The sequence below is a fragment of the Ruegeria sp. CDSC021 genome (assembly GCF_059610845.1).
In genome coordinates, this window is the sequence record NZ_JBXWOK010000013.1 from 86,205 (window position 1) to 102,262 (window position 16,058).

Below are 16,058 nucleotides of genomic sequence, written 5' to 3' on the forward strand. Positions count from 1 at the left end.
CTCTTATCCCTCGTCTTTGTCGGCTTTGCCGTTCTGGGTTGCCCGCGCCTTAGCCTGCGCCTTACGCCGCGCCATATTCGCCTTGAGCGCCGCTTTCAGTCGCTCTTCGCGCACATCGCCGGATCTGCCGTGTTTTTTAGGTGTATTTTTTTCTGCCATAACCTTTCTCTACAGGAGGCGAAAAAAACCGTCCAGACACCCTTGCGCCGCGTTTCGTTTGAGTCTAATCACCCGCCCACAGCGCTGCTGTAGCTCAGAGGTAGAGCACTCCCTTGGTAATGGGCGGGTCCATTCCAAGTTTGTTTGTTCGAACAATGAGTTAGTGGAGCGTGGTGGAAATTAGTAGGGTATTAGTAGGGCGTTTTTCCCGGTGCCCTGAAGTGGATAGGCTGCTGTAGCTCAGAGGTAGAGCACTCCCTTGGTAAGGGAGAGGTCGAGAGTTCAATTCTCTCCAGCAGCACCATATACCTTAAAAATTTACATGGTTATCAATAGTTTACGTTCTAAGAATTATTTCAGACCACCCCATAGTCCACCTTTTGAAAATACCATTCTCGACTACATTGGTAGCCATCCGAAAATCAGCGCGAGTGCCATCAGAGGCATACGAATTTGGTATTCTCAAAGCCTTGAGACACTTCGACCACTGAATTGACAGACCTTAAAGCGCGCCGCCCAAAACCTGAATCGTGGGGATTCCCAACAAGCTGATTTTGTGATTCACCCTGATTGGGAGGATGGATCATGTCAGCACCTTTGCCGGAAGCCTTTCGGGCGCGGTTTCAGAGATTGATTGAGGAAGGGTTAGGCGGGCCGGCGGCGGCCTAGCGATTGAAGCTTTCGCCAGCCACGGGAGCCCGATGGGCATTTGCGATCCGACAGAAAGGTCGTGCGGAGGCAGCGCCTCGCGGTGACCGATCTGGTTAAAGATGATCGGGTCAGAGAACGGGTTTCGGTTATCCAGAGCAAAACCAAGCGTCCAGTTCAGTTCGAACTGTCGGAAAACACACGAGATGCTGTTTTGGCGTGGGTTCATTCACCCGAAATATTTGCATGCAGGTTCATGTTTCCTAGCCGCTTCCATGATCGACCGCACATATCAACGCGCCAATACGGTCGGCTTGTCCGCGACTGGGTAACAGCGATTGGCTTGGAGCCGAGCGGCTACGGGACCCATTCGCTGCGCCGGACCAAGGCAGCCGAGATTTATCGAAAGACCAGCAACCTCCGCGCCGTGCAGCTTTTGCTCGGACACACGAAAGTCGATAGCACAGTGCGATACCTTGGGGTTGAACTGGAAGATGCGCTGAGTATTGCAGAGCGGATCGACATCTGAACTATGTCGGCGGGCGGCACCTTCCGTTCGCCGATTCAGAACGGACCTATGACCTCCCGGCGACGAAAGAGGAATGAGAGCCCATTTTGACGGATACTGCACATCGAACGAATGACGGCTTACACAAGCTCAAGAAACAGTTGCATAATAGGTTTCAGGCAACCGCAATAATGTTCGGATAATTGTCGACTACTTGAGAAGCTCAAATAGACTTGTGAAAGGGTCAACACTATACACCAAATAGCCCGACATAGTTCAGCTTGGAGCCGATTTCTGCGGCACCGCTCTCGGTGCCGCAGTGCTCTTTAGATCTAGAACGACCAGCGAAGTCCGGCGCGCAGGAATGGCCCCTGAGCGTCGCTGCCGATTTCCTGTTCCGCCGTCAGTTCAAGCCGCATGTCCTGAATGAGATCTTGCTCGTATCCGACCACGACACTGGCGCCGGTAAAGTCGGTTGACGCAAAGGCCAGAGACTCGGTCTGAGAGAAGACGGTTACGTCGCCCTCGGAACTGCCTAGGTCGCGCCGCAACACGCCGCCAAGCTGACCGCTGAGAACACCGCCGTTTTCAAGGTCCTTTGATGCCTCAACCCCCAAACGGGCCTCGACAACTTCGGTGGTGATATCGCCGACGGTGGCATTCGCAGATGACCCCGTCTCGGTATAGCCGTCATCCTTTTGGTTGGTGTAACGGGCGCTGGCAAAACCAAGCAAACCGAAATCGTCACTGACGTCGAATGCACGCTCGACCCCGATGTTCGCGGTCAACAGCCTGCTGTTATAATCGGCCTTGGCGTCAGAGCTGCCCGAGATCGACCGGCTACGATCAGTCGTGAGCCAACCAATGCCGAATCCGGCATCCAGCGTGTAGGCACCAAACTGACGGCCCACTGCGGCATCAAGATAGAAGCCATTCGTGTCAAAATCAGTGGTGCTGTTGTCACCATCCGAAGTGAACACGCCCATGGCAACAGCCAGAGACACTCCGTTGTCCATCTGCCCCGTATACCCGGCGCTTCCGCTGAACATCGTCACGTCCGTGTCATCGTTCGAGCCGCTCTCGAACTCTCGATACTGGGCGTCGATCATTGCGAAGGGCCGGAAACCAGCGAAAGTTGCGCCCTGCGCGACCTGCGGTCCCTGACCATAGCTAAGCGCATTGCCACTGCCGCCAACAATGCTGCCGAAGAAGGCCGCGACATCGCCCGATGGTGCAATGTCATTGCCGTCGACCACAGAATAGATCGGGGCCGCGCCGCCCTTGTCCTGCACGAACCAAGCGGATTGCCCGTCAGACACGGTGGTCTTGAAGGTACCCGTACCCGGCGCGGCATCTTCGAACGCAAACACGCCACTGCCTCCTTTGGCTTCTAGGTTCACGTCATGGTCCTGAACGCGGATCAGACCCTCAACGTCGTCCATTGTATCGACATTCAGCGTCCCCGTGCCGGTTCCAAGGTAGACGGCGTAGACCTCATCATTCCCCGAAACCCTGATGGTCCCGAGATCATGAATCGTTCCGTCGAAATTGTCGAACTGAATACCGGCTGCACGGGTGCCGGAACTGCCGGTCGCGTGCACGGTAATCGGGCCCGTGTTCGAGAACGTTCCCTGCATGTCGCCGGCGTACACGCCGAATGCCTCAGATGCGTTTGGCGGTGGCCCACCATTCTGTTGCGCACCATTGGCGGTGACGGTGATGCTTCCGGTGTTCTTGATGTCACCGGTTACGATTTCATCAACATAAATCCCATAGGCCTCGGCAGAGGTGTCATGCGAAATCGCAGTCGCTGTAATCTCACCCGTGTTTGCCAGAGAGCCGCTTAGGTTATCGGTCAGGTAAATCCCCGAGGCTTCTGCAGAATCTTCGGCAGCTTCTGCGAAAAGCGTCATAGTGCCCGAGTTGCGAATTGTACCGGAAACGTCATCCCCGGCATAAATGCCCGTCACGGTCGCCTCGTCCGCGGTGTTGAGAGACAAAGCCGTGGCAGTAATCGTGCCCGAGTTTACCACGATCCCGTCAACAAGGTCCTCAAGGTAAAGCCCGCCCGCATATGCAACGTCATCGGTATCCGCGCTGGCAAAGGCCTCAATTGTACCGCTGTTATGTACGGACGCGCCGGACAATACGTCATCATCGACGTAAATGCCGAAAGCAGAAGCGTCGGATTCAACACCGATTGCGGTTACCTCGATGGTACCGCTGTTATCGATCTGACCGGACAGGTCACGATCGACCAAAATTCCATAGGCAATCGCCTCATAGGTCGAAGGGGCAGAGGCCAATACTTCCAATGTGCCGGTATTGCGGATCACACCGTGCGCATTGCCATTGACTTCGATCCCATAGGCAGACGCGGTACTGTCACTGGTCGATATGGCAACCGATTTGATTGTTCCCGAGTTCACGATCTGACCGGTTTCTTCCAGGTCACTTTGCACGTAAATGCCCCAGGCATAGGCATAATCATCGGCGAATGATCTGGCGCGGACATCAATCGTGCCGCTGTTTCTGATCACACCCGCGACGTCGCGGTCGACCGCAATACCGTAGATTGATGCGGTGCTTCCGTCGGTGATCAGCCCATCAACCTTGATCGTCCCGGTGTTGACGATCTTACCTGTTTCAGAAACGTCACCGTCAACGTAGATACCCCAGGCCTCGATATCGCCATCCGTGGACAACACGTCGACATCAATCGTTCCGGTGTTTTGGATTACCCCGTCGGCGTCACCGTTCACCAGCAAGCCATAGATATCCTGAGGATCAGACCCGGTGACATCTACAGAAATGGTGCCATTGTTCATCAAAGCACCGGATTGCTGCAAATTTCCGTCCAGCAAAAGTGCCGTCGCAGTATCGGTATCCGTTGCCGTGACCGAAATCGAGCCGTTATTCGTAAATGTGCTCGAATAATCTGTCGTGATCGTCAAAGCTGCAGCGGTGGAAGAAGTTATCTCGATCGCGCCGCTTGCCGTTACTTTGTGATCCGCATCGGTCGAGAAAACCTGAGGTGTCGTCACCACATTCGAGATCGTATCCGCATGTACGTCCCCGGCCATCAGGGCAACCATTGATACTTGCGCCAGCAACGCAGCTGGAGCCGCGCTGACAATTTGGCCTTTCCACTTGAAAATACGCCCCCCACGGAGCTTGGGGGCGTTCGCCCTCGACCCATTATTAGACATTTACTATCCCGTTAGATTATCTTGTTTTTTTCTCGAAACTCGTCGCGTTTTTGCAATCGGCTCCGCTTACGAACCGTTAATAAATCGTTAACATGTATGCAATCTACCAATTTTCCATTGCACAGGATGACCTATTGCTGTTGGAAATTCGTAGGAAAACTGCAACACAATGTGGCGACTTGACGGCGCTTGAGATCAGGCTGTCGTCATGCGCCAGCCCGGAGCTACTTGAATGCCTAAAAACCAGACATTATCCATCGGTGAGGCCTACAACCAAGGAGTTCAGGCCTACGATACAGGGCATTTGAATAAAGCTGTCAATGTTCTGAACAAAGTGCTCAAGGCTGCGCCCGAATACGCGCCAGCGCATCAACTGCTTGGCGTAATTGCATTTCAAACCGGTCAAAGCGGGCCAGCTGAAAATGCTATGCGCGAAGCGATCCGATTACAGCCGGACAATGCTGGGTTCCTGTCGAACTTCACCGAGGTGTTACGCACGAACGGAAAACCTGAAGAAGCGATCAGGGTTGGTAAACGTGCAGTCCAGCTTGCCCCGGGGGTTGCAAATACGCATTCAAACCTTGGGCTTGCCTATTACGATATAGGTGATTTATCCGAAGCCGAGGCATCTCAGAAGAGAGCGCTGGCCCTTAATCCAGATCTGATTGCTGCGCTGAATAATCTTGGATCAATCGCGCGCGACAACGAGGACAGGGAAGGGGCAATCTCGTTCTATCGTAGGGTGCTAGATTTGCGCCCGGACTATCTCGAGAGTGTCAACAATCTCATTTCTGTAATGATAGAAGCTGAGGAGCTAGAAGAAGCCAGAGATTTTGCAGATGACTGTCTTGGCAAGGGGCATATTTCCGCAGAGTTGCACCACAATCGGGGACGGTTACACGTTTTGCAGAGCGAATGGGACGAAGCCGAACGCTGTTTTCGAAATGCGATTTCGCTAGATGAAAAAAAGCCCGAAGCTTATGTCGGGCTTGCGCAGGTCCTGATCGAGAAAAACCTGCATGAACTTGCCCTTGTCGAGGCAGAAAAAGCGCAGCACATAGACCCCGGCCACGCGCCTGCATACCACTATATAGCCGTTTGCAAATCGCACCTTGGCGACCTCGAGGCCGGTTTTGCCAACTACGAGAAGACCCTTGAGCTAAAACCGGATTTCTCGGCCACAATGATCGCATTGGGCCATCTGGAGATGGAGCAGGGCAATTTTGACGCTGCCCGCAGCTGGTTCAACAAGGCCGCAGAAAGGGACAAGGCGCGTTTGAATGCGCAGATCGCGTTGGTTAAGTTGGATAAAGTTACCGAAGACAACCTTGATTTTCAGGGTCTTGTGGCTGCGTTGCCTGAAGCCGACAAGATGCTTCCTGAACAATCGGTATCGTATCACTACGCATTGGGAAAATGTTATGAGGACCTCAAGCGCTACGACAGCGCTTTTGAGCATTTTGCAAAAGGGGCTGCAATAAAGCGCAGCATTATCGATTTTGATGCCGACCAAATCGAGGAAACGGCAGACGACCTGATCACGGCCTTTACACCGGAACTGCTCGAAAAACTTCACCAGAGCTCGGTGGACAGCAGCCAGCCAATTTTTGTTGTTGGCATGCCGCGGTCTGGAACGACGTTGACGGAGTCGATCCTCGCCAGCCATCCAGACGTATTCGGAGCCGGAGAGCTTAACTATTTGCACAAACTTTTCACCGATCAACTGCGCGGTGGAAACAAGAAAACTGGAAGTCTGATTGCGGCTCTCTCGGATCAGGAGCTTTCAAAACGCGCCCAACGATATGTCCAGCGGCTCGATGCGCACGCTCCTGGTAAACCTTATATCGTTGATAAGATGCCTGCGAACTTTCTGATGGTTGGCCTAATTCATGCGATCATGCCCAATGCGCGGATCGTGCATGTCGCGCGCAATCCGCTAGATACGTGTCTGTCCTGCTTCACCCGAGTGTTTCAGCGCAGTCAGCTCCACAGCTACGACCAGATCGAATTGGGTCGATACTTTAATGCCTATGTGCGCGTTATGCAGCATTGGCAGGAAGTTCTCCCCGCCGGCAGCTTTCACACCATTCACTATGAGAGCCTTATCGATGATATCGAGTTCGAAGCGCGACGCTTGATAGCATATTGTGGCCTCGAGTGGGATAATCGTTGTCTCGAGTTTTACAAAGGGGCACGACGTGTCCGCACTGCAAGTGTTCATCAAGTGCGCCAGCCATTATACAGCTCGTCAAAGGAGAAATGGCGAAACTACGAATCTCACTTAGCACCGCTTATCGAGACAATCGGAGAAGCAAAGATTCCGTTTTGATGATCTTTGGATGGATATTGGTTCTAAAAGGTGTCGGATCTACTAAGGCGTACTGTTATTGAGGCAAATTCCTTTGAGCCGCACATGAAATTGAGTGCAAGCAATCGAACTTTGTTCATCCAGCCACAAGCGACGGAGAGCCAGCAAACCTAGCTTCTAACACCAAATTTTTGGCCGCATCTTTTCTCTTGGTTAGAAAAAGCATTCATTCGAGTCAAAATCATCAAGGTCAGCAAAGTCCCGCTCAATGGTTGTCTCTCAAAACTGCGGCGAAGGGACAATTTGGAAATCGCCGATTCTCGCACCATTGAATGGCGGGAAACGGGAACCCCGCTGCGGTGACTCGAAACTTATGCTGCGCTTGCGAATAGATGCTGCGCCAGCGTTCTTCGAAAATCCAAAGTCGGGAATGTCCGCTCGTTTCCTGTTCGCCGAGGGTAATACGAATGGCCGCAATGCTCCTGCAACGGGCGTTCGTATTTCGAGCGGCGAAAGTTCCAGTGAGCCCTGAGCTGCCATCGACTAGGCTATTATTCTTCGCATGTGCAGCGCGTCGCGAACCGCACATTCTGGACGTTCGGTGCCAGGTCACGAATGGTGGGTGAGCGGAAAAGCCGCCTTGTGCACCTGCAGCTATTGCTGGTGCAGCATCGGTTTGCAACTGCGGCACGCTCGCCGCTGCCTTGCAGGCGAAGTCGCCGGACCGGACGTTTCAAGGTCGGCGCTGTTGACGTGTTTGCTCAATCTCAATGCCCAGTGATTTGTGCTTAGGCCGCCGAACCCTCGTTCGGAGCTCTTAGCCTTGAGACAGACTTTGGCATCGCGGCATCTTTGGCAACACCTTGGGGCCAGGTCACCAACAGGATTGCGCAGCCGGAGATGCCGTTGTCCTCGATAACTGGCGCGACAGAAGCCGCAGTTGTCGTCAGGTGTCTCTGGCTTGGCTTGGATACAACAACGCAGATATCGACTGGCGTGTCGCGCGGCAAGCCTTCCGCAATCCATTGCGCGAACATCTGACCGGCCTAGCGCACGGACATGTAAAGTGCGGTTGTCATGCCTGGCCCTGACAATCGCGTGCTGTCTGGGGTCGGATCATCGGCGGCCCCGGTACCGGTCGCCAGAACAAGGGTATTGGCAACGGCCCGTTCGGTCAGGCTGCGCGTCAATCCAGCACCAGCGGCGCAAGCGGCGGTGACACCCGGCACCATTTTGACGGGAATACCAGCGGCCCGCGCCGTTTTGATCTCCTCAGCCGCGCGTCCAAATATTCCCGAGTCCCCGGATTTCAGGCGCACAACCCGGCGTCCTTTTCGCGCTTCGGCCACGACCAGCGCGTTGATGCTATCTTGCGGCTAGGCGTGACCTCGCAGCAAATTTCCTTTCGAAGCTCAAGTCAGTCATTGCGGCCTTCGGCTTCGAACACTTCGGCGATCTCTTTCTGAGTGAGATCCGCCTTGCGTCCTCCGGCAATGTTCACCTTCAACTGCGGCCGCGTTTGACCGCCAAGCGCTGTGAGAGCAGCGACGGTCGCCAAGTATCTGTCACGCAGAGGCAATTCCGGGCGGGCAAATTGCAGGCCGTAGGCAAAACCCACCAAGCCCTCGGCCATATCGGGCAATAGGTGTCCGTATCTTTCGTTCAGAGCATTTTCCATTCCAGGGTTCAGCCGTTCGGAAAGCTCCCGTCCTATGTCGGTTGTGGTTTGAGTCACGCCAAAGGCCTTCTTGATATGTCAGGTTCCGGTATTTGCGATCTGGTCGCGATTTTTATCATGGGCATCGCTGAATTCACGCACCAGGAAGTCAACGAACGCCCGTGTCTTCGGGGCCAGATTGCGCCGATCGGCAAACATCACGACGATGTCCGTGCTGGCCGGGGAATATTCGGGAATGACATGCACCAACTCGCCCGAGAAGAACCGCGGGTTCGCCAGGTAGCAGGGCAATCGGGCGATCCCGATGCCAGCAAGTGCGGCGCGAAAGATCACGTCGGTGCTGTTGCCCTCGAAAGTCCCTTGTGCGTCAAAGCTGTCGTCACCGTCGTGCCACGTATTGCGACTGCTGCTGCCCGCGATACGAAGGCAATCGTGATCGGCCAGATCTGCGAAACACTTCGGCGTTTCTCGGCGCTTCAGATAGGCAGGCGCGGCACAAAGCACCCGGCGGCTTTGCATGATGCGGCGAACAAAGATGTCGGGATCCTTGCGCTGTTCGGCAAAGCAGATGGCAACGTCGAACCCTTCGCTTTGCAGATCGATTTCACGATCCGTCAAATCCAGCGAAATCTGGACGTCTGGGTTTTGCGCCATGAAGTCCGGCAAGGCGGGAATCAGCTGTGACTTTCCAAACGCAACGGTCGAGGCGATTTTCAGCTTGCCGCGCGGTGTGCCATCCATGTTCAGGATAAGCGCCTCGGCCTCTTTGAACTTTTCGGCCATGGCCTTGCATTTCTGATAGAGTTCATGGCCTTCCTCGGTCGGCGACACACCCGTCCGGGTCCGGTTCAGCAAGCGATAATGAACATGATCCTCAAGCAAACCAATCTGCTTGCTGACCGCCGAAGGGGTCTGCCCCATGGATCGCGCGGCGGCCGAGATGCTCCCACGCTCGACCACAGTCGCAAAAATCAACATTTGCGCTGAAATATCCATGTCTCACCACCTGCCTGTTCCATATTGGCACGGGGCCTATGCCAATTTCGGAAATTGTGAGCACCACCAAACACGCCTATCTCTGCAGTGCGGCACAAATACCGCACCGCAGCAATAGACGAGGCGCGAACATGGCAATCACACGCTCAAGCAGTTGGCTGGACGCCGTTCTGGACGTCAGCCGCATAATAATTCATCAAAATTGGGACGGTTTTCGCGACGCGCAGGCCAAACGGAAGATCTATCGCGACACCTACCACGAGCTTTCGATGCTCACCGACCGCGATCTGGCAGATCTGGGAATTCCCCGCAACGGCATCCAAAAACTGGCACTGGAGGCGGCTTATGGCGTTTAGTGTCCACTCAACCGCGACGATCCGACCTGACAAAGCCAACTTGGGCACGTTGTCCAACGCGATTTACAGATTTGCGGCAAGGTCCACAGCAACGGCGAAATCCGTTCTGAAGGCAATACATGCAGCCCGGATGATGTCGGTTTTGGCGAACATGAGCGATCGGCAATTGGCCGCGATCGGCATCACGCGCTCCGAGATTCCGCAGTACGCGGAACGGCTCATGGCGCAGGAAACAGACCGAAAAAGCCAAGACCAATGCGGCGGGCCCCAATCCGAGGATTGCTTGCAAACTTGAACACGAATTGCTGGTCCTCGCTCCTCCCAGAGTAAGCCAGCAAAAGCAGCGGCGACGAAAAATATCAACAGGGACCGCCAATGCTTTTGGGCCAGCACCTTCACCTCCTCCCGAAGGTGCTGGCCCAATCCACGTCTGCAATCGGAGCGACAAGGCGATGGTCCACCTCGGACATCATCAAGACTTTGCCATTCGCCGACTCTATCCAGCCGACCAAAACGAGATCTGCGATCACTTTCGACGGCTCGACGCCGAAGCTCGGCGCGCGCGGTTCTGTGGGACTGTCAGCGACGAGAATCTGACAGATTACGTTCAGAGCATTCCTCATTATGATAGCATTCTCTGTGGCGCGTTTGCAAAAGGGCGTCAGAGGGGCGTCGCCGAACTCCGCGGTGACGACCAGACCGGATCTACAAAGACGGAAGCCGCCTTTTCTGTCGAACCTGATTGGCAAAACATCGGAATTGGTGATGCGCTGTTCGAGCGCATTATCGCAATCGCGCGGAAGTGGGGCATCAGTTCAATTGAATTGATGTGCCTGCGAGAGAACCGCCGCATGAGGCATCTTGCAGCAAAGCACAATGCTCGGCTGTGCATCAATCAGGGCGTTGCTAAAGCCGTTTTGCATCCAAACTGGTCATCGCCCCCCTCCCAAGCCGCAGAAGTCGTTGGTGAAGCCAGGGGATTTCGCTTGTTCATTTGAGTGGGGGGAGAAACAAACGTTCCGAAACGTTGCGTTAGCACATACTCGAATACTCTCAAAGTCCCGCAAAGTGGACCAAGCACCGTTCTTGCCGGTTAGGCTCTCATCAAATGCCCGAAAGAGATCTAAGGTGCGACGCGACCTCGTCCGAACCGTGGCCGGCTTTCAGGCAGGCAAATACCACCGGCAGATCGCCCCGCATTCTCGCGGCGTCTCGGCGCATGACGTCCAAAGATGCCCCCACATGAGGGGCAAGGTCGGTTTTATTGATGACTAGGATGTCTGACCTGGTGATTGCGGGGCCACCCTTGCGTGGGATTTCCTCGCCTGCGGCCACGTCGATCACATAGATTGTCAGGTCCGCCAACTCCGGGCTGAAGGTGGCCGATAGGTTGTCGCCACCGGATTCGATCAGGACGACCTCTACGTCGGGGTGACGCAGCCGCATCTCGGCCACGGCAGCCAGGTTGATCGACGCGTCTTCGCGAATCGCCGTATGAGGACAGCCGCCGGTTTCCACTCCAATCACGCGATCTGATGGCAGGATTTGCATGCGCATCAGAGCTTCGGCGTCTTCTTGTGTGTAGATGTCGTTGGTGATGACGCCGATCGAGTGATCGTCTTTCAAAAGTTCGGCAAGCCTCGCGGTCAGGGTCGTCTTTCCTGCACCGACCGGGCCGCCGATACCGATGCGCAAGGGGCCGTTGAGTTGTGTCATGATTGGAAGAGCCTCGGTTCAAGAGTTTCGTGGGCCATCGCGGAGATGTCCGAGAAAAAGGCGTTGCCAAAAACGTCCGTGGTGTCCGCATTTCTCGTGTCTTCGGCGACCTGAAGGCAAAAGGGCTGCAAGTTCAGGATCACCCGTTGACCGGCCGTCTGCCCGATGGGGCTCAGGCGGATGGCCGAGGAGGTCAGGTTTGCGACAAAGGCCTGCAGATAGAGAGCGGCAGTCGTATCGATATCCAGCTCTGCCAATCTAGCGGCGCGACCGACGGCAACGGGCAACAGCATGTCAGGCAGCGCCAAACCCCAGACAGCATTAACCGTCGCAACAAAGGCAGCGCCCTGCCTTTCAGCTTCGCGCAGACGCTCTTCGGCGATAGCAAAGGAACGTGCTTTCGCTTCCATCTCCAATGGGTCGTCGGCAGCATAAGCCAGCCGCATCCAGATCGCATCAGCGCGGCCTGAGCCATCACTCAGGCAATCTCTCAGCCAGTCTTCCAAACTGGTCGCGTCGGCAATCCAACCCTCGTTGATCGCTGTTTCAAGTCCGTGCGAATAGGCGAAGGCCCCCACTGGAAACGCGGGCGACAGCCATTGGGTCAGCGTCAGTAAGTGCGCATCAATGGGCGTGGGCATGGGCCGAGTGTCCGTGATCATGCGCATGGGTGCGCCCGTGACCATAGGCGCCGCCTTCCGGTGTGAAGGGTTCGGTGACTTGGGTCACTGTGGCACCGAGGTGGCTCAGCATATGAGCGATGACGGGATCATCCTGGATCAAAAGGCGGGTCGCCTCGATCTGACAAGGTGTGTGGCGGTTGCCGATGTGCCAGGCGAGGCGGGGCAGGTCTTGCCCGGAAACGGCCAAGAGGTTTTCGGGTGCCGCCGTCACTTTGACCAGACGTCCATCGCCCAGTTCCAGCACGTCGCCATCGTTCAGGGATACGGTCTGTTCGAAGTCTGCGACAAAGGACCAGCCTTCGGTCGTTGTCAGTTTCTTTCGCCGGAAAAATCGGGCGTCATACGTCAACGCGCAGTCCACCACCGCATTGTCTGATGTGCCAGCGGGATGGAGCGTTTGTGCAATGGGAATATCGGTCATGAGGCCTCAATACAGAAAATACCGCTGCGCCATGGGCAGCTCGGTTGCAGGTTGGCAGGTCAGCAATTCGCCATCAGCCCGCACCTCATAGGTTTCGGGGTGCACCTCGACCTCGGGCATGGCCTCGTTCAGGACAAGATCCGCTTTGCCGATACCGCGCGTGTTCTCCACCGGCAAACTTGTCTTGGCCAATCCAAGCGCATCTCCCAGTCCTTCGGAGTGTGCCGCCTCGGAAACAAAGGTCACGGCATTGGCTTCCAGCGACCGGCCAAAGGCCCCGAACATCGGGCGGGTATAGACCGGCTGCGGTGTCGGGATCGAAGCGTTTGGATCGCCCATCTGCGCACACACAATGCTGCCGCCCATAAGGATCATCTCAGGCTTCACACCGAAAAACGCCGGGTTCCATAGGACCAGATCGGCGCGTTTGCCTTCTTCGATCGAACCGATGTGCTTTGACAGCCCGTGCGCAATGGCCGGGTTGATCGTGTATTTCGCGATATAGCGACGGACGCGGAAATTGTCGTTGTCGCCGACCTCCTCGGCCAAGGCGCCCCGCTGTTTCTTCATCTTGTCAGCGGTTTGCCAGGTGCGAATGATCACTTCGCCCACACGCCCCATGGCCTGGCTGTCTGAAGCGATGATCGAGAACGCCCCCATGTCGTGCAGGATGTCTTCGGCGGCGATCGTCTCGCGCCGGATGCGGCTTTCGGCGAAAGCCACATCCTCTGGGATGGATTTGTCCAGGTGATGGCAGACCATCAGCATGTCCAGGTGTTCGTCCACTGTATTGACCGTAAAAGGTCGGGTCGGGTTGGTCGACGACGGCAGAACATGGGCCTCGCCACAGATCTTGATGATGTCAGGGGCATGGCCGCCCCCAGCGCCTTCTGTGTGGAAGGCGTGGATGGTGCGGCCCCTTATGGCGGCGATGGTGTTTTCGACAAAGCCGGATTCGTTCAGCGTGTCGGTATGGATCATCACCTGAACGTCCATGTCGTCCGCCACAGATAGGCAACAGTCGATAGCGCCGGGCGTCGTGCCCCAATCCTCATGCAGCTTCAACGCGCAGGCACCGCCCTTGACCTGTTCCTCTAAAGCGGCGGGGAGCGACGCATTCCCCTTTCCCGCAAAGGCGAGGTTCATCGGAAACGCATCCGCCGCCTGCAGCATCCGCCCAATGTGCCACGGTCCCGGTGTGCAGGTCGTGGCCAGCGTGCCATGGGCCGGGCCAGTGCCGCCGCCCAGCATTGTGGTTAGACCAGAATACAGAGCATCCTCGATCTGTTGCGGGCAGATGAAATGAATGTGGCTGTCGAACCCACCGGCCGTCAGGATCTTGCCTTCGCCAGCGATGGCTTCAGTGCCAGGGCCGACGATGATGTCGACGCCGGGTTGTGTGTCTGGGTTGCCCGCCTTGCCGATCTTGTGGATCTTGCCGTCTTTCAAACCGACGTCCGCTTTGTAGATGCCGGTTGCGTCCACGATCAGCGCGTTGGTGATGACGGTATCCACCGCACCCTCGGCGCGCGTGGTCTGCGCCTGACCCATCCCGTCGCGGATCACCTTGCCGCCGCCGAATTTGACTTCTTCGCCGTAGGGGCCTGTCAGGTCCTTTTCCACTTCAATGATCAGGTCAGTATCGGCCAGCCGCAGCTTGTCGCCGGTGGTGGGGCCGAACATGGCGGCGTAGTCAGAGCGGGGGATTTGGGTGGGCATCAGAGATCTCCCATCACAAGCTGGTTGAACCCGAAGACACGCCGTGCGCCGCCAATCAGGATCAGTTGCACCTCGCGCCGTTGACCGGGTTCAAACCGCACGGCTGTCCCGGCTGCGATATCCAGACGCATGCCGCGTGCGGCGTCGCGGTCGAAATCGAGCGCCGCGTTGGCCTCGCCGAAATGGTAGTGTGAGCCGACCTGTACCGGTCGGTCGCCCGTATTGGCGACCATTAGCGTGATCGGCTCCGCCCCTGCGTTCAGAGTGACCTCACCCTCCGCCGGAAAGAGTTCGCCGGGGATCATTGGCGTCTCCGAACCCGGACTGCCTTGCGCTTGGCCATGAAGGCCGCCGCGCCAATCAACAGCAATGCGACGGGTACGGCCCAATCTGCTGAATGCCCATGCGGCAGGCTGGCAGGATGGGCCAAGGCGGGGGAAGCCAGAAACAAAGCGGGAATAGCGTAACGCATGAGAGACTCCTATCGGATGGGATTGTGGACGGTGACTAGCTTGGTGCCGTCCGGAAAGGTGGCTTCGACCTGCACTTCGTGGATCATCTCGGGAATGCCGGCCATGCAGTCGTCGCGGGTGATGACCTCGGCGCCTACCTCCATCATGTCGGCGACCGAGCTGCCATCGCGAGCGCCTTCGACGACCGTGTCGGTGATCAGCGCGATGGCCTCGGGGTGGTTCAACTTGACGCCACGGGCAAGGCGCTTGCGGGCCACTTCGGCAGCCATGGCGATCAGCAGTTTGTCTTTTTCGCGGGGGCTGAGTTGCATGGGTCAGAGTCTCCAGGATTTCGGCAGGGTGGTTTCGGTCAGGCGTTCCAGCACCGGCACCAGCCATTGGCGCAACAGATAGGAATCGGCGGCAAGAAGTCGGATGGTCAAAAGATCGGGCGCGACAAGGCTTGCGCCGCCGGTCTTTGGCAAAAGTTGCCGGACAATAGGCAAAAGCGCCTCGGCACGCGGGCCGAAGTAAAGGGCGCTGGCAAGGGCGGTCATGCCGCCTGCGATGGCCGGACGGTCAAGACTGGCGCTGATTGATCCGGTCAGGTTAATGCGGTCCCAATAGATCGGGCGACCATCGTGGCGCAGGGTGATCCGGTCGCGAAAACTGCCCGAGATACGGGTTTCGCCCATGGCGCGGCGACCGAAGACGACGGGTTCGACCAGCACGGCCTCGGCTCCGTCGGTGACGTCGACGTCAAGGCGACGGTTGAGACAACCACCGTCAAACATGATCAACTCTTGCGGCAACCAATGCAGTACCGCGCCCATGGCGACAGACAGGCGCGTGCTGACACACGCAGCGCCAGATGTGCTGCGATAGGCACGTTCTGCGGCTTGGGTTGTCAGGATCAGGTGGCTGTCCGGCCCGGCGCTGGCCGAAGCCTCAAACCGGTCGCCGCCTGTTAATCCGCCCGAAGTGTTCAGCACAATGGCTTCGACGGCATCCTTGCGACGCGGAAAAGCCACCTTGCTAGCGCCCGAGGTTCTGAAGCGGTCTATGCCCGTACGTCCGTCACGGCATTTGGTCGACAAGGTCATGGCACCGATGGATCTCGGGGCGGTGTTCGCCTCTCGTGATGCCAGATGTGGTTGACCCATGCGTTTGTCGCCCCCGGTACTCGACCCGCATGGTTCACCATG

General features: G+C 56.6%; 17 protein-coding genes, 1 tRNA gene and 1 pseudogene. 5 read left to right on the forward strand and 14 right to left on the reverse strand.

What is annotated here, in order from left to right; all coding sequences use genetic code 11:
- Nucleotides 1-3 precede the first annotated feature (3 nt).
- Entirely contained in the window at nt 4-159 is a 156-nt protein-coding gene (locus AC2FGB_RS17330; protein WP_185956727.1) for a hypothetical protein, read from the reverse strand.
- A 229-nt stretch (nt 160-388) separates the two neighbouring features.
- Here AC2FGB_RS17330 and AC2FGB_RS17335 point away from each other — a divergent pair.
- Nucleotides 389-463, forward strand: a tRNA-Thr gene (locus AC2FGB_RS17335).
- Nucleotides 464-901: 438 nt separating this feature from the next.
- A pseudogene (locus AC2FGB_RS17340) lies at nt 902-1,336 on the forward strand (tyrosine-type recombinase/integrase); the annotation flags it as partial.
- Between the two features lie 311 nt (nt 1,337-1,647).
- Here the strand turns inward: AC2FGB_RS17340 and AC2FGB_RS17345 are convergent.
- Nucleotides 1,648-4,410, reverse strand: a complete 2,763-nt coding sequence (locus tag AC2FGB_RS17345; protein WP_496694475.1) for an autotransporter family protein — start codon at nt 4,408-4,410, stop codon at nt 1,648-1,650.
- Between the two features lie 346 nt (nt 4,411-4,756).
- Here AC2FGB_RS17345 and AC2FGB_RS17350 point away from each other — a divergent pair, with 346 nt between their 5' ends.
- Nucleotides 4,757-6,853: a tetratricopeptide repeat-containing sulfotransferase family protein gene (locus AC2FGB_RS17350; RefSeq protein ID WP_496694476.1), complete on the forward strand. Its 2,097-nt coding sequence runs from the start codon at nt 4,757-4,759 to the stop codon at nt 6,851-6,853.
- Nucleotides 6,854-7,620: 767 nt separating this feature from the next.
- Here the strand turns inward: AC2FGB_RS17350 and AC2FGB_RS17355 are convergent.
- The 4 genes from AC2FGB_RS17355 to AC2FGB_RS17370 form a co-directional block, all read right to left on the reverse strand.
- The gene (locus AC2FGB_RS17355; protein WP_496694477.1) at nt 7,621-7,869 is read right to left on the reverse strand and encodes a hypothetical protein; all 249 of its coding nucleotides are present in this window, start codon (nt 7,867-7,869) and stop codon (nt 7,621-7,623) included.
- 9 nt (nt 7,870-7,878) lie between these two features.
- Nucleotides 7,879-8,196: a uroporphyrinogen-III C-methyltransferase gene (locus AC2FGB_RS17360; protein ID WP_496694490.1), complete on the reverse strand. Its 318-nt coding sequence runs from the start codon at nt 8,194-8,196 to the stop codon at nt 7,879-7,881.
- A gap of 53 nt (nt 8,197-8,249) precedes the next feature.
- A complete protein-coding gene (locus AC2FGB_RS17365; RefSeq protein WP_496690081.1) occupies nt 8,250-8,510 on the reverse strand; it encodes a carboxymuconolactone decarboxylase family protein in 261 nt (86 codons plus the stop codon).
- A gap of 78 nt (nt 8,511-8,588) precedes the next feature.
- Nucleotides 8,589-9,506, reverse strand: coding sequence for a LysR family transcriptional regulator (locus tag AC2FGB_RS17370; protein ID WP_496694478.1), 918 nt, complete (start codon nt 9,504-9,506; stop codon nt 8,589-8,591).
- 131 nt (nt 9,507-9,637) lie between these two features.
- Here AC2FGB_RS17370 and AC2FGB_RS17375 point away from each other — a divergent pair, with 131 nt between their 5' ends.
- Nucleotides 9,638-9,862, forward strand: a complete 225-nt coding sequence (locus AC2FGB_RS17375; protein ID WP_496694479.1) for a YjiS-like domain-containing protein — start codon at nt 9,638-9,640, stop codon at nt 9,860-9,862.
- Nucleotides 9,863-10,314: 452 nt separating this feature from the next.
- Nucleotides 10,315-10,860, forward strand: a complete 546-nt coding sequence (locus AC2FGB_RS17380; RefSeq protein WP_496694481.1) for a GNAT family N-acetyltransferase — start codon at nt 10,315-10,317, stop codon at nt 10,858-10,860.
- A 106-nt stretch (nt 10,861-10,966) separates the two neighbouring features.
- Here AC2FGB_RS17380 and ureG read toward each other — a convergent pair whose 3' ends face one another.
- From ureG to AC2FGB_RS17420, 8 genes are read right to left on the reverse strand one after another with little or no spacing between them, the layout of a single operon-like run.
- Nucleotides 10,967-11,578 (reverse strand): urease accessory protein UreG, encoded by a 612-nt coding sequence (gene ureG / locus AC2FGB_RS17385; RefSeq protein WP_271952430.1) that lies wholly within the window; start codon nt 11,576-11,578, stop codon nt 10,967-10,969.
- Nucleotides 11,575-12,219, reverse strand: a complete 645-nt coding sequence (locus tag AC2FGB_RS17390) for an urease accessory protein UreF (RefSeq protein ID WP_496694482.1) — start codon at nt 12,217-12,219, stop codon at nt 11,575-11,577. Before AC2FGB_RS17390 ends, ureG begins: the two co-directional genes overlap by 4 nt.
- Nucleotides 12,203-12,682 carry an urease accessory protein UreE gene (locus AC2FGB_RS17395; RefSeq protein WP_496694483.1) on the reverse strand — a complete coding sequence of 160 codons (480 nt, stop codon included), beginning with the start codon at nt 12,680-12,682 and terminating at the stop codon, nt 12,203-12,205. Before AC2FGB_RS17395 ends, AC2FGB_RS17390 begins: the two co-directional genes overlap by 17 nt.
- Before the next feature lie 6 nt (nt 12,683-12,688).
- Nucleotides 12,689-14,401: an urease subunit alpha gene (gene ureC / locus AC2FGB_RS17400; RefSeq protein WP_496694484.1), complete on the reverse strand. Its 1,713-nt coding sequence runs from the start codon at nt 14,399-14,401 to the stop codon at nt 12,689-12,691.
- Complete coding sequence (locus AC2FGB_RS17405) at nt 14,401-14,706, reverse strand: urease subunit beta (RefSeq protein ID WP_496690076.1); 306 nt, start codon at nt 14,704-14,706, stop codon at nt 14,401-14,403. Before AC2FGB_RS17405 ends, ureC begins: the two co-directional genes overlap by 1 nt.
- Nucleotides 14,703-14,873, reverse strand: coding sequence for a hypothetical protein (locus AC2FGB_RS17410; RefSeq protein ID WP_271952425.1), 171 nt, complete (start codon nt 14,871-14,873; stop codon nt 14,703-14,705). The genes AC2FGB_RS17405 and AC2FGB_RS17410 overlap by 4 nt, the downstream gene beginning before the upstream one ends.
- A 9-nt stretch (nt 14,874-14,882) precedes the next feature.
- Nucleotides 14,883-15,185 (reverse strand): urease subunit gamma, encoded by a 303-nt coding sequence (locus AC2FGB_RS17415; protein ID WP_271952423.1) that lies wholly within the window; start codon nt 15,183-15,185, stop codon nt 14,883-14,885.
- A 3-nt stretch (nt 15,186-15,188) separates the two neighbouring features.
- Nucleotides 15,189-16,016 carry an urease accessory protein UreD gene (locus AC2FGB_RS17420; protein ID WP_496690075.1) on the reverse strand — a complete coding sequence of 276 codons (828 nt, stop codon included), beginning with the start codon at nt 16,014-16,016 and terminating at the stop codon, nt 15,189-15,191.
- Nucleotides 16,017-16,058: the final 42 nt, after the last annotated feature.

Excerpts from the sequence above, each read along its gene's own strand:
- AC2FGB_RS17330 (WP_185956727.1), bottom strand. The coding sequence starts at position 159 with ATGGCAGAAAAAAATACACCTAAAAAACACGGCAGATCCGGCGATGTG.
- AC2FGB_RS17345 (WP_496694475.1), bottom strand. The coding sequence starts at position 4,410 with ATGGTTGCCCTGATGGCCGGGGACGTACATGCGGATACGATCTCGAAT.
- AC2FGB_RS17350 (WP_496694476.1), top strand. The coding sequence starts at position 4,757 with ATGCCTAAAAACCAGACATTATCCATCGGTGAGGCCTACAACCAAGGA.
- AC2FGB_RS17355 (WP_496694477.1), bottom strand. The coding sequence starts at position 7,869 with ATGTTCGCGCAATGGATTGCGGAAGGCTTGCCGCGCGACACGCCAGTC.
- AC2FGB_RS17365 (WP_496690081.1), bottom strand. The coding sequence starts at position 8,510 with ATGGAAAATGCTCTGAACGAAAGATACGGACACCTATTGCCCGATATG.
- AC2FGB_RS17370 (WP_496694478.1), bottom strand. The coding sequence starts at position 9,506 with ATGGATATTTCAGCGCAAATGTTGATTTTTGCGACTGTGGTCGAGCGT.
- AC2FGB_RS17375 (WP_496694479.1), top strand. The coding sequence starts at position 9,638 with ATGGCAATCACACGCTCAAGCAGTTGGCTGGACGCCGTTCTGGACGTC.
- AC2FGB_RS17380 (WP_496694481.1), top strand. The coding sequence starts at position 10,315 with ATGGTCCACCTCGGACATCATCAAGACTTTGCCATTCGCCGACTCTAT.
- ureG (WP_271952430.1), bottom strand. The coding sequence starts at position 11,578 with ATGACACAACTCAACGGCCCCTTGCGCATCGGTATCGGCGGCCCGGTC.
- AC2FGB_RS17390 (WP_496694482.1), bottom strand. The coding sequence starts at position 12,219 with ATGCCCACGCCCATTGATGCGCACTTACTGACGCTGACCCAATGGCTG.
- AC2FGB_RS17395 (WP_496694483.1), bottom strand. The coding sequence starts at position 12,682 with ATGACCGATATTCCCATTGCACAAACGCTCCATCCCGCTGGCACATCA.
- ureC (WP_496694484.1), bottom strand. The coding sequence starts at position 14,401 with ATGCCCACCCAAATCCCCCGCTCTGACTACGCCGCCATGTTCGGCCCC.
- AC2FGB_RS17405 (WP_496690076.1), bottom strand. The coding sequence starts at position 14,706 with ATGATCCCCGGCGAACTCTTTCCGGCGGAGGGTGAGGTCACTCTGAAC.
- AC2FGB_RS17410 (WP_271952425.1), bottom strand. The coding sequence starts at position 14,873 with ATGCGTTACGCTATTCCCGCTTTGTTTCTGGCTTCCCCCGCCTTGGCC.
- AC2FGB_RS17415 (WP_271952423.1), bottom strand. The coding sequence starts at position 15,185 with ATGCAACTCAGCCCCCGCGAAAAAGACAAACTGCTGATCGCCATGGCT.
- AC2FGB_RS17420 (WP_496690075.1), bottom strand. The coding sequence starts at position 16,016 with ATGGGTCAACCACATCTGGCATCACGAGAGGCGAACACCGCCCCGAGA.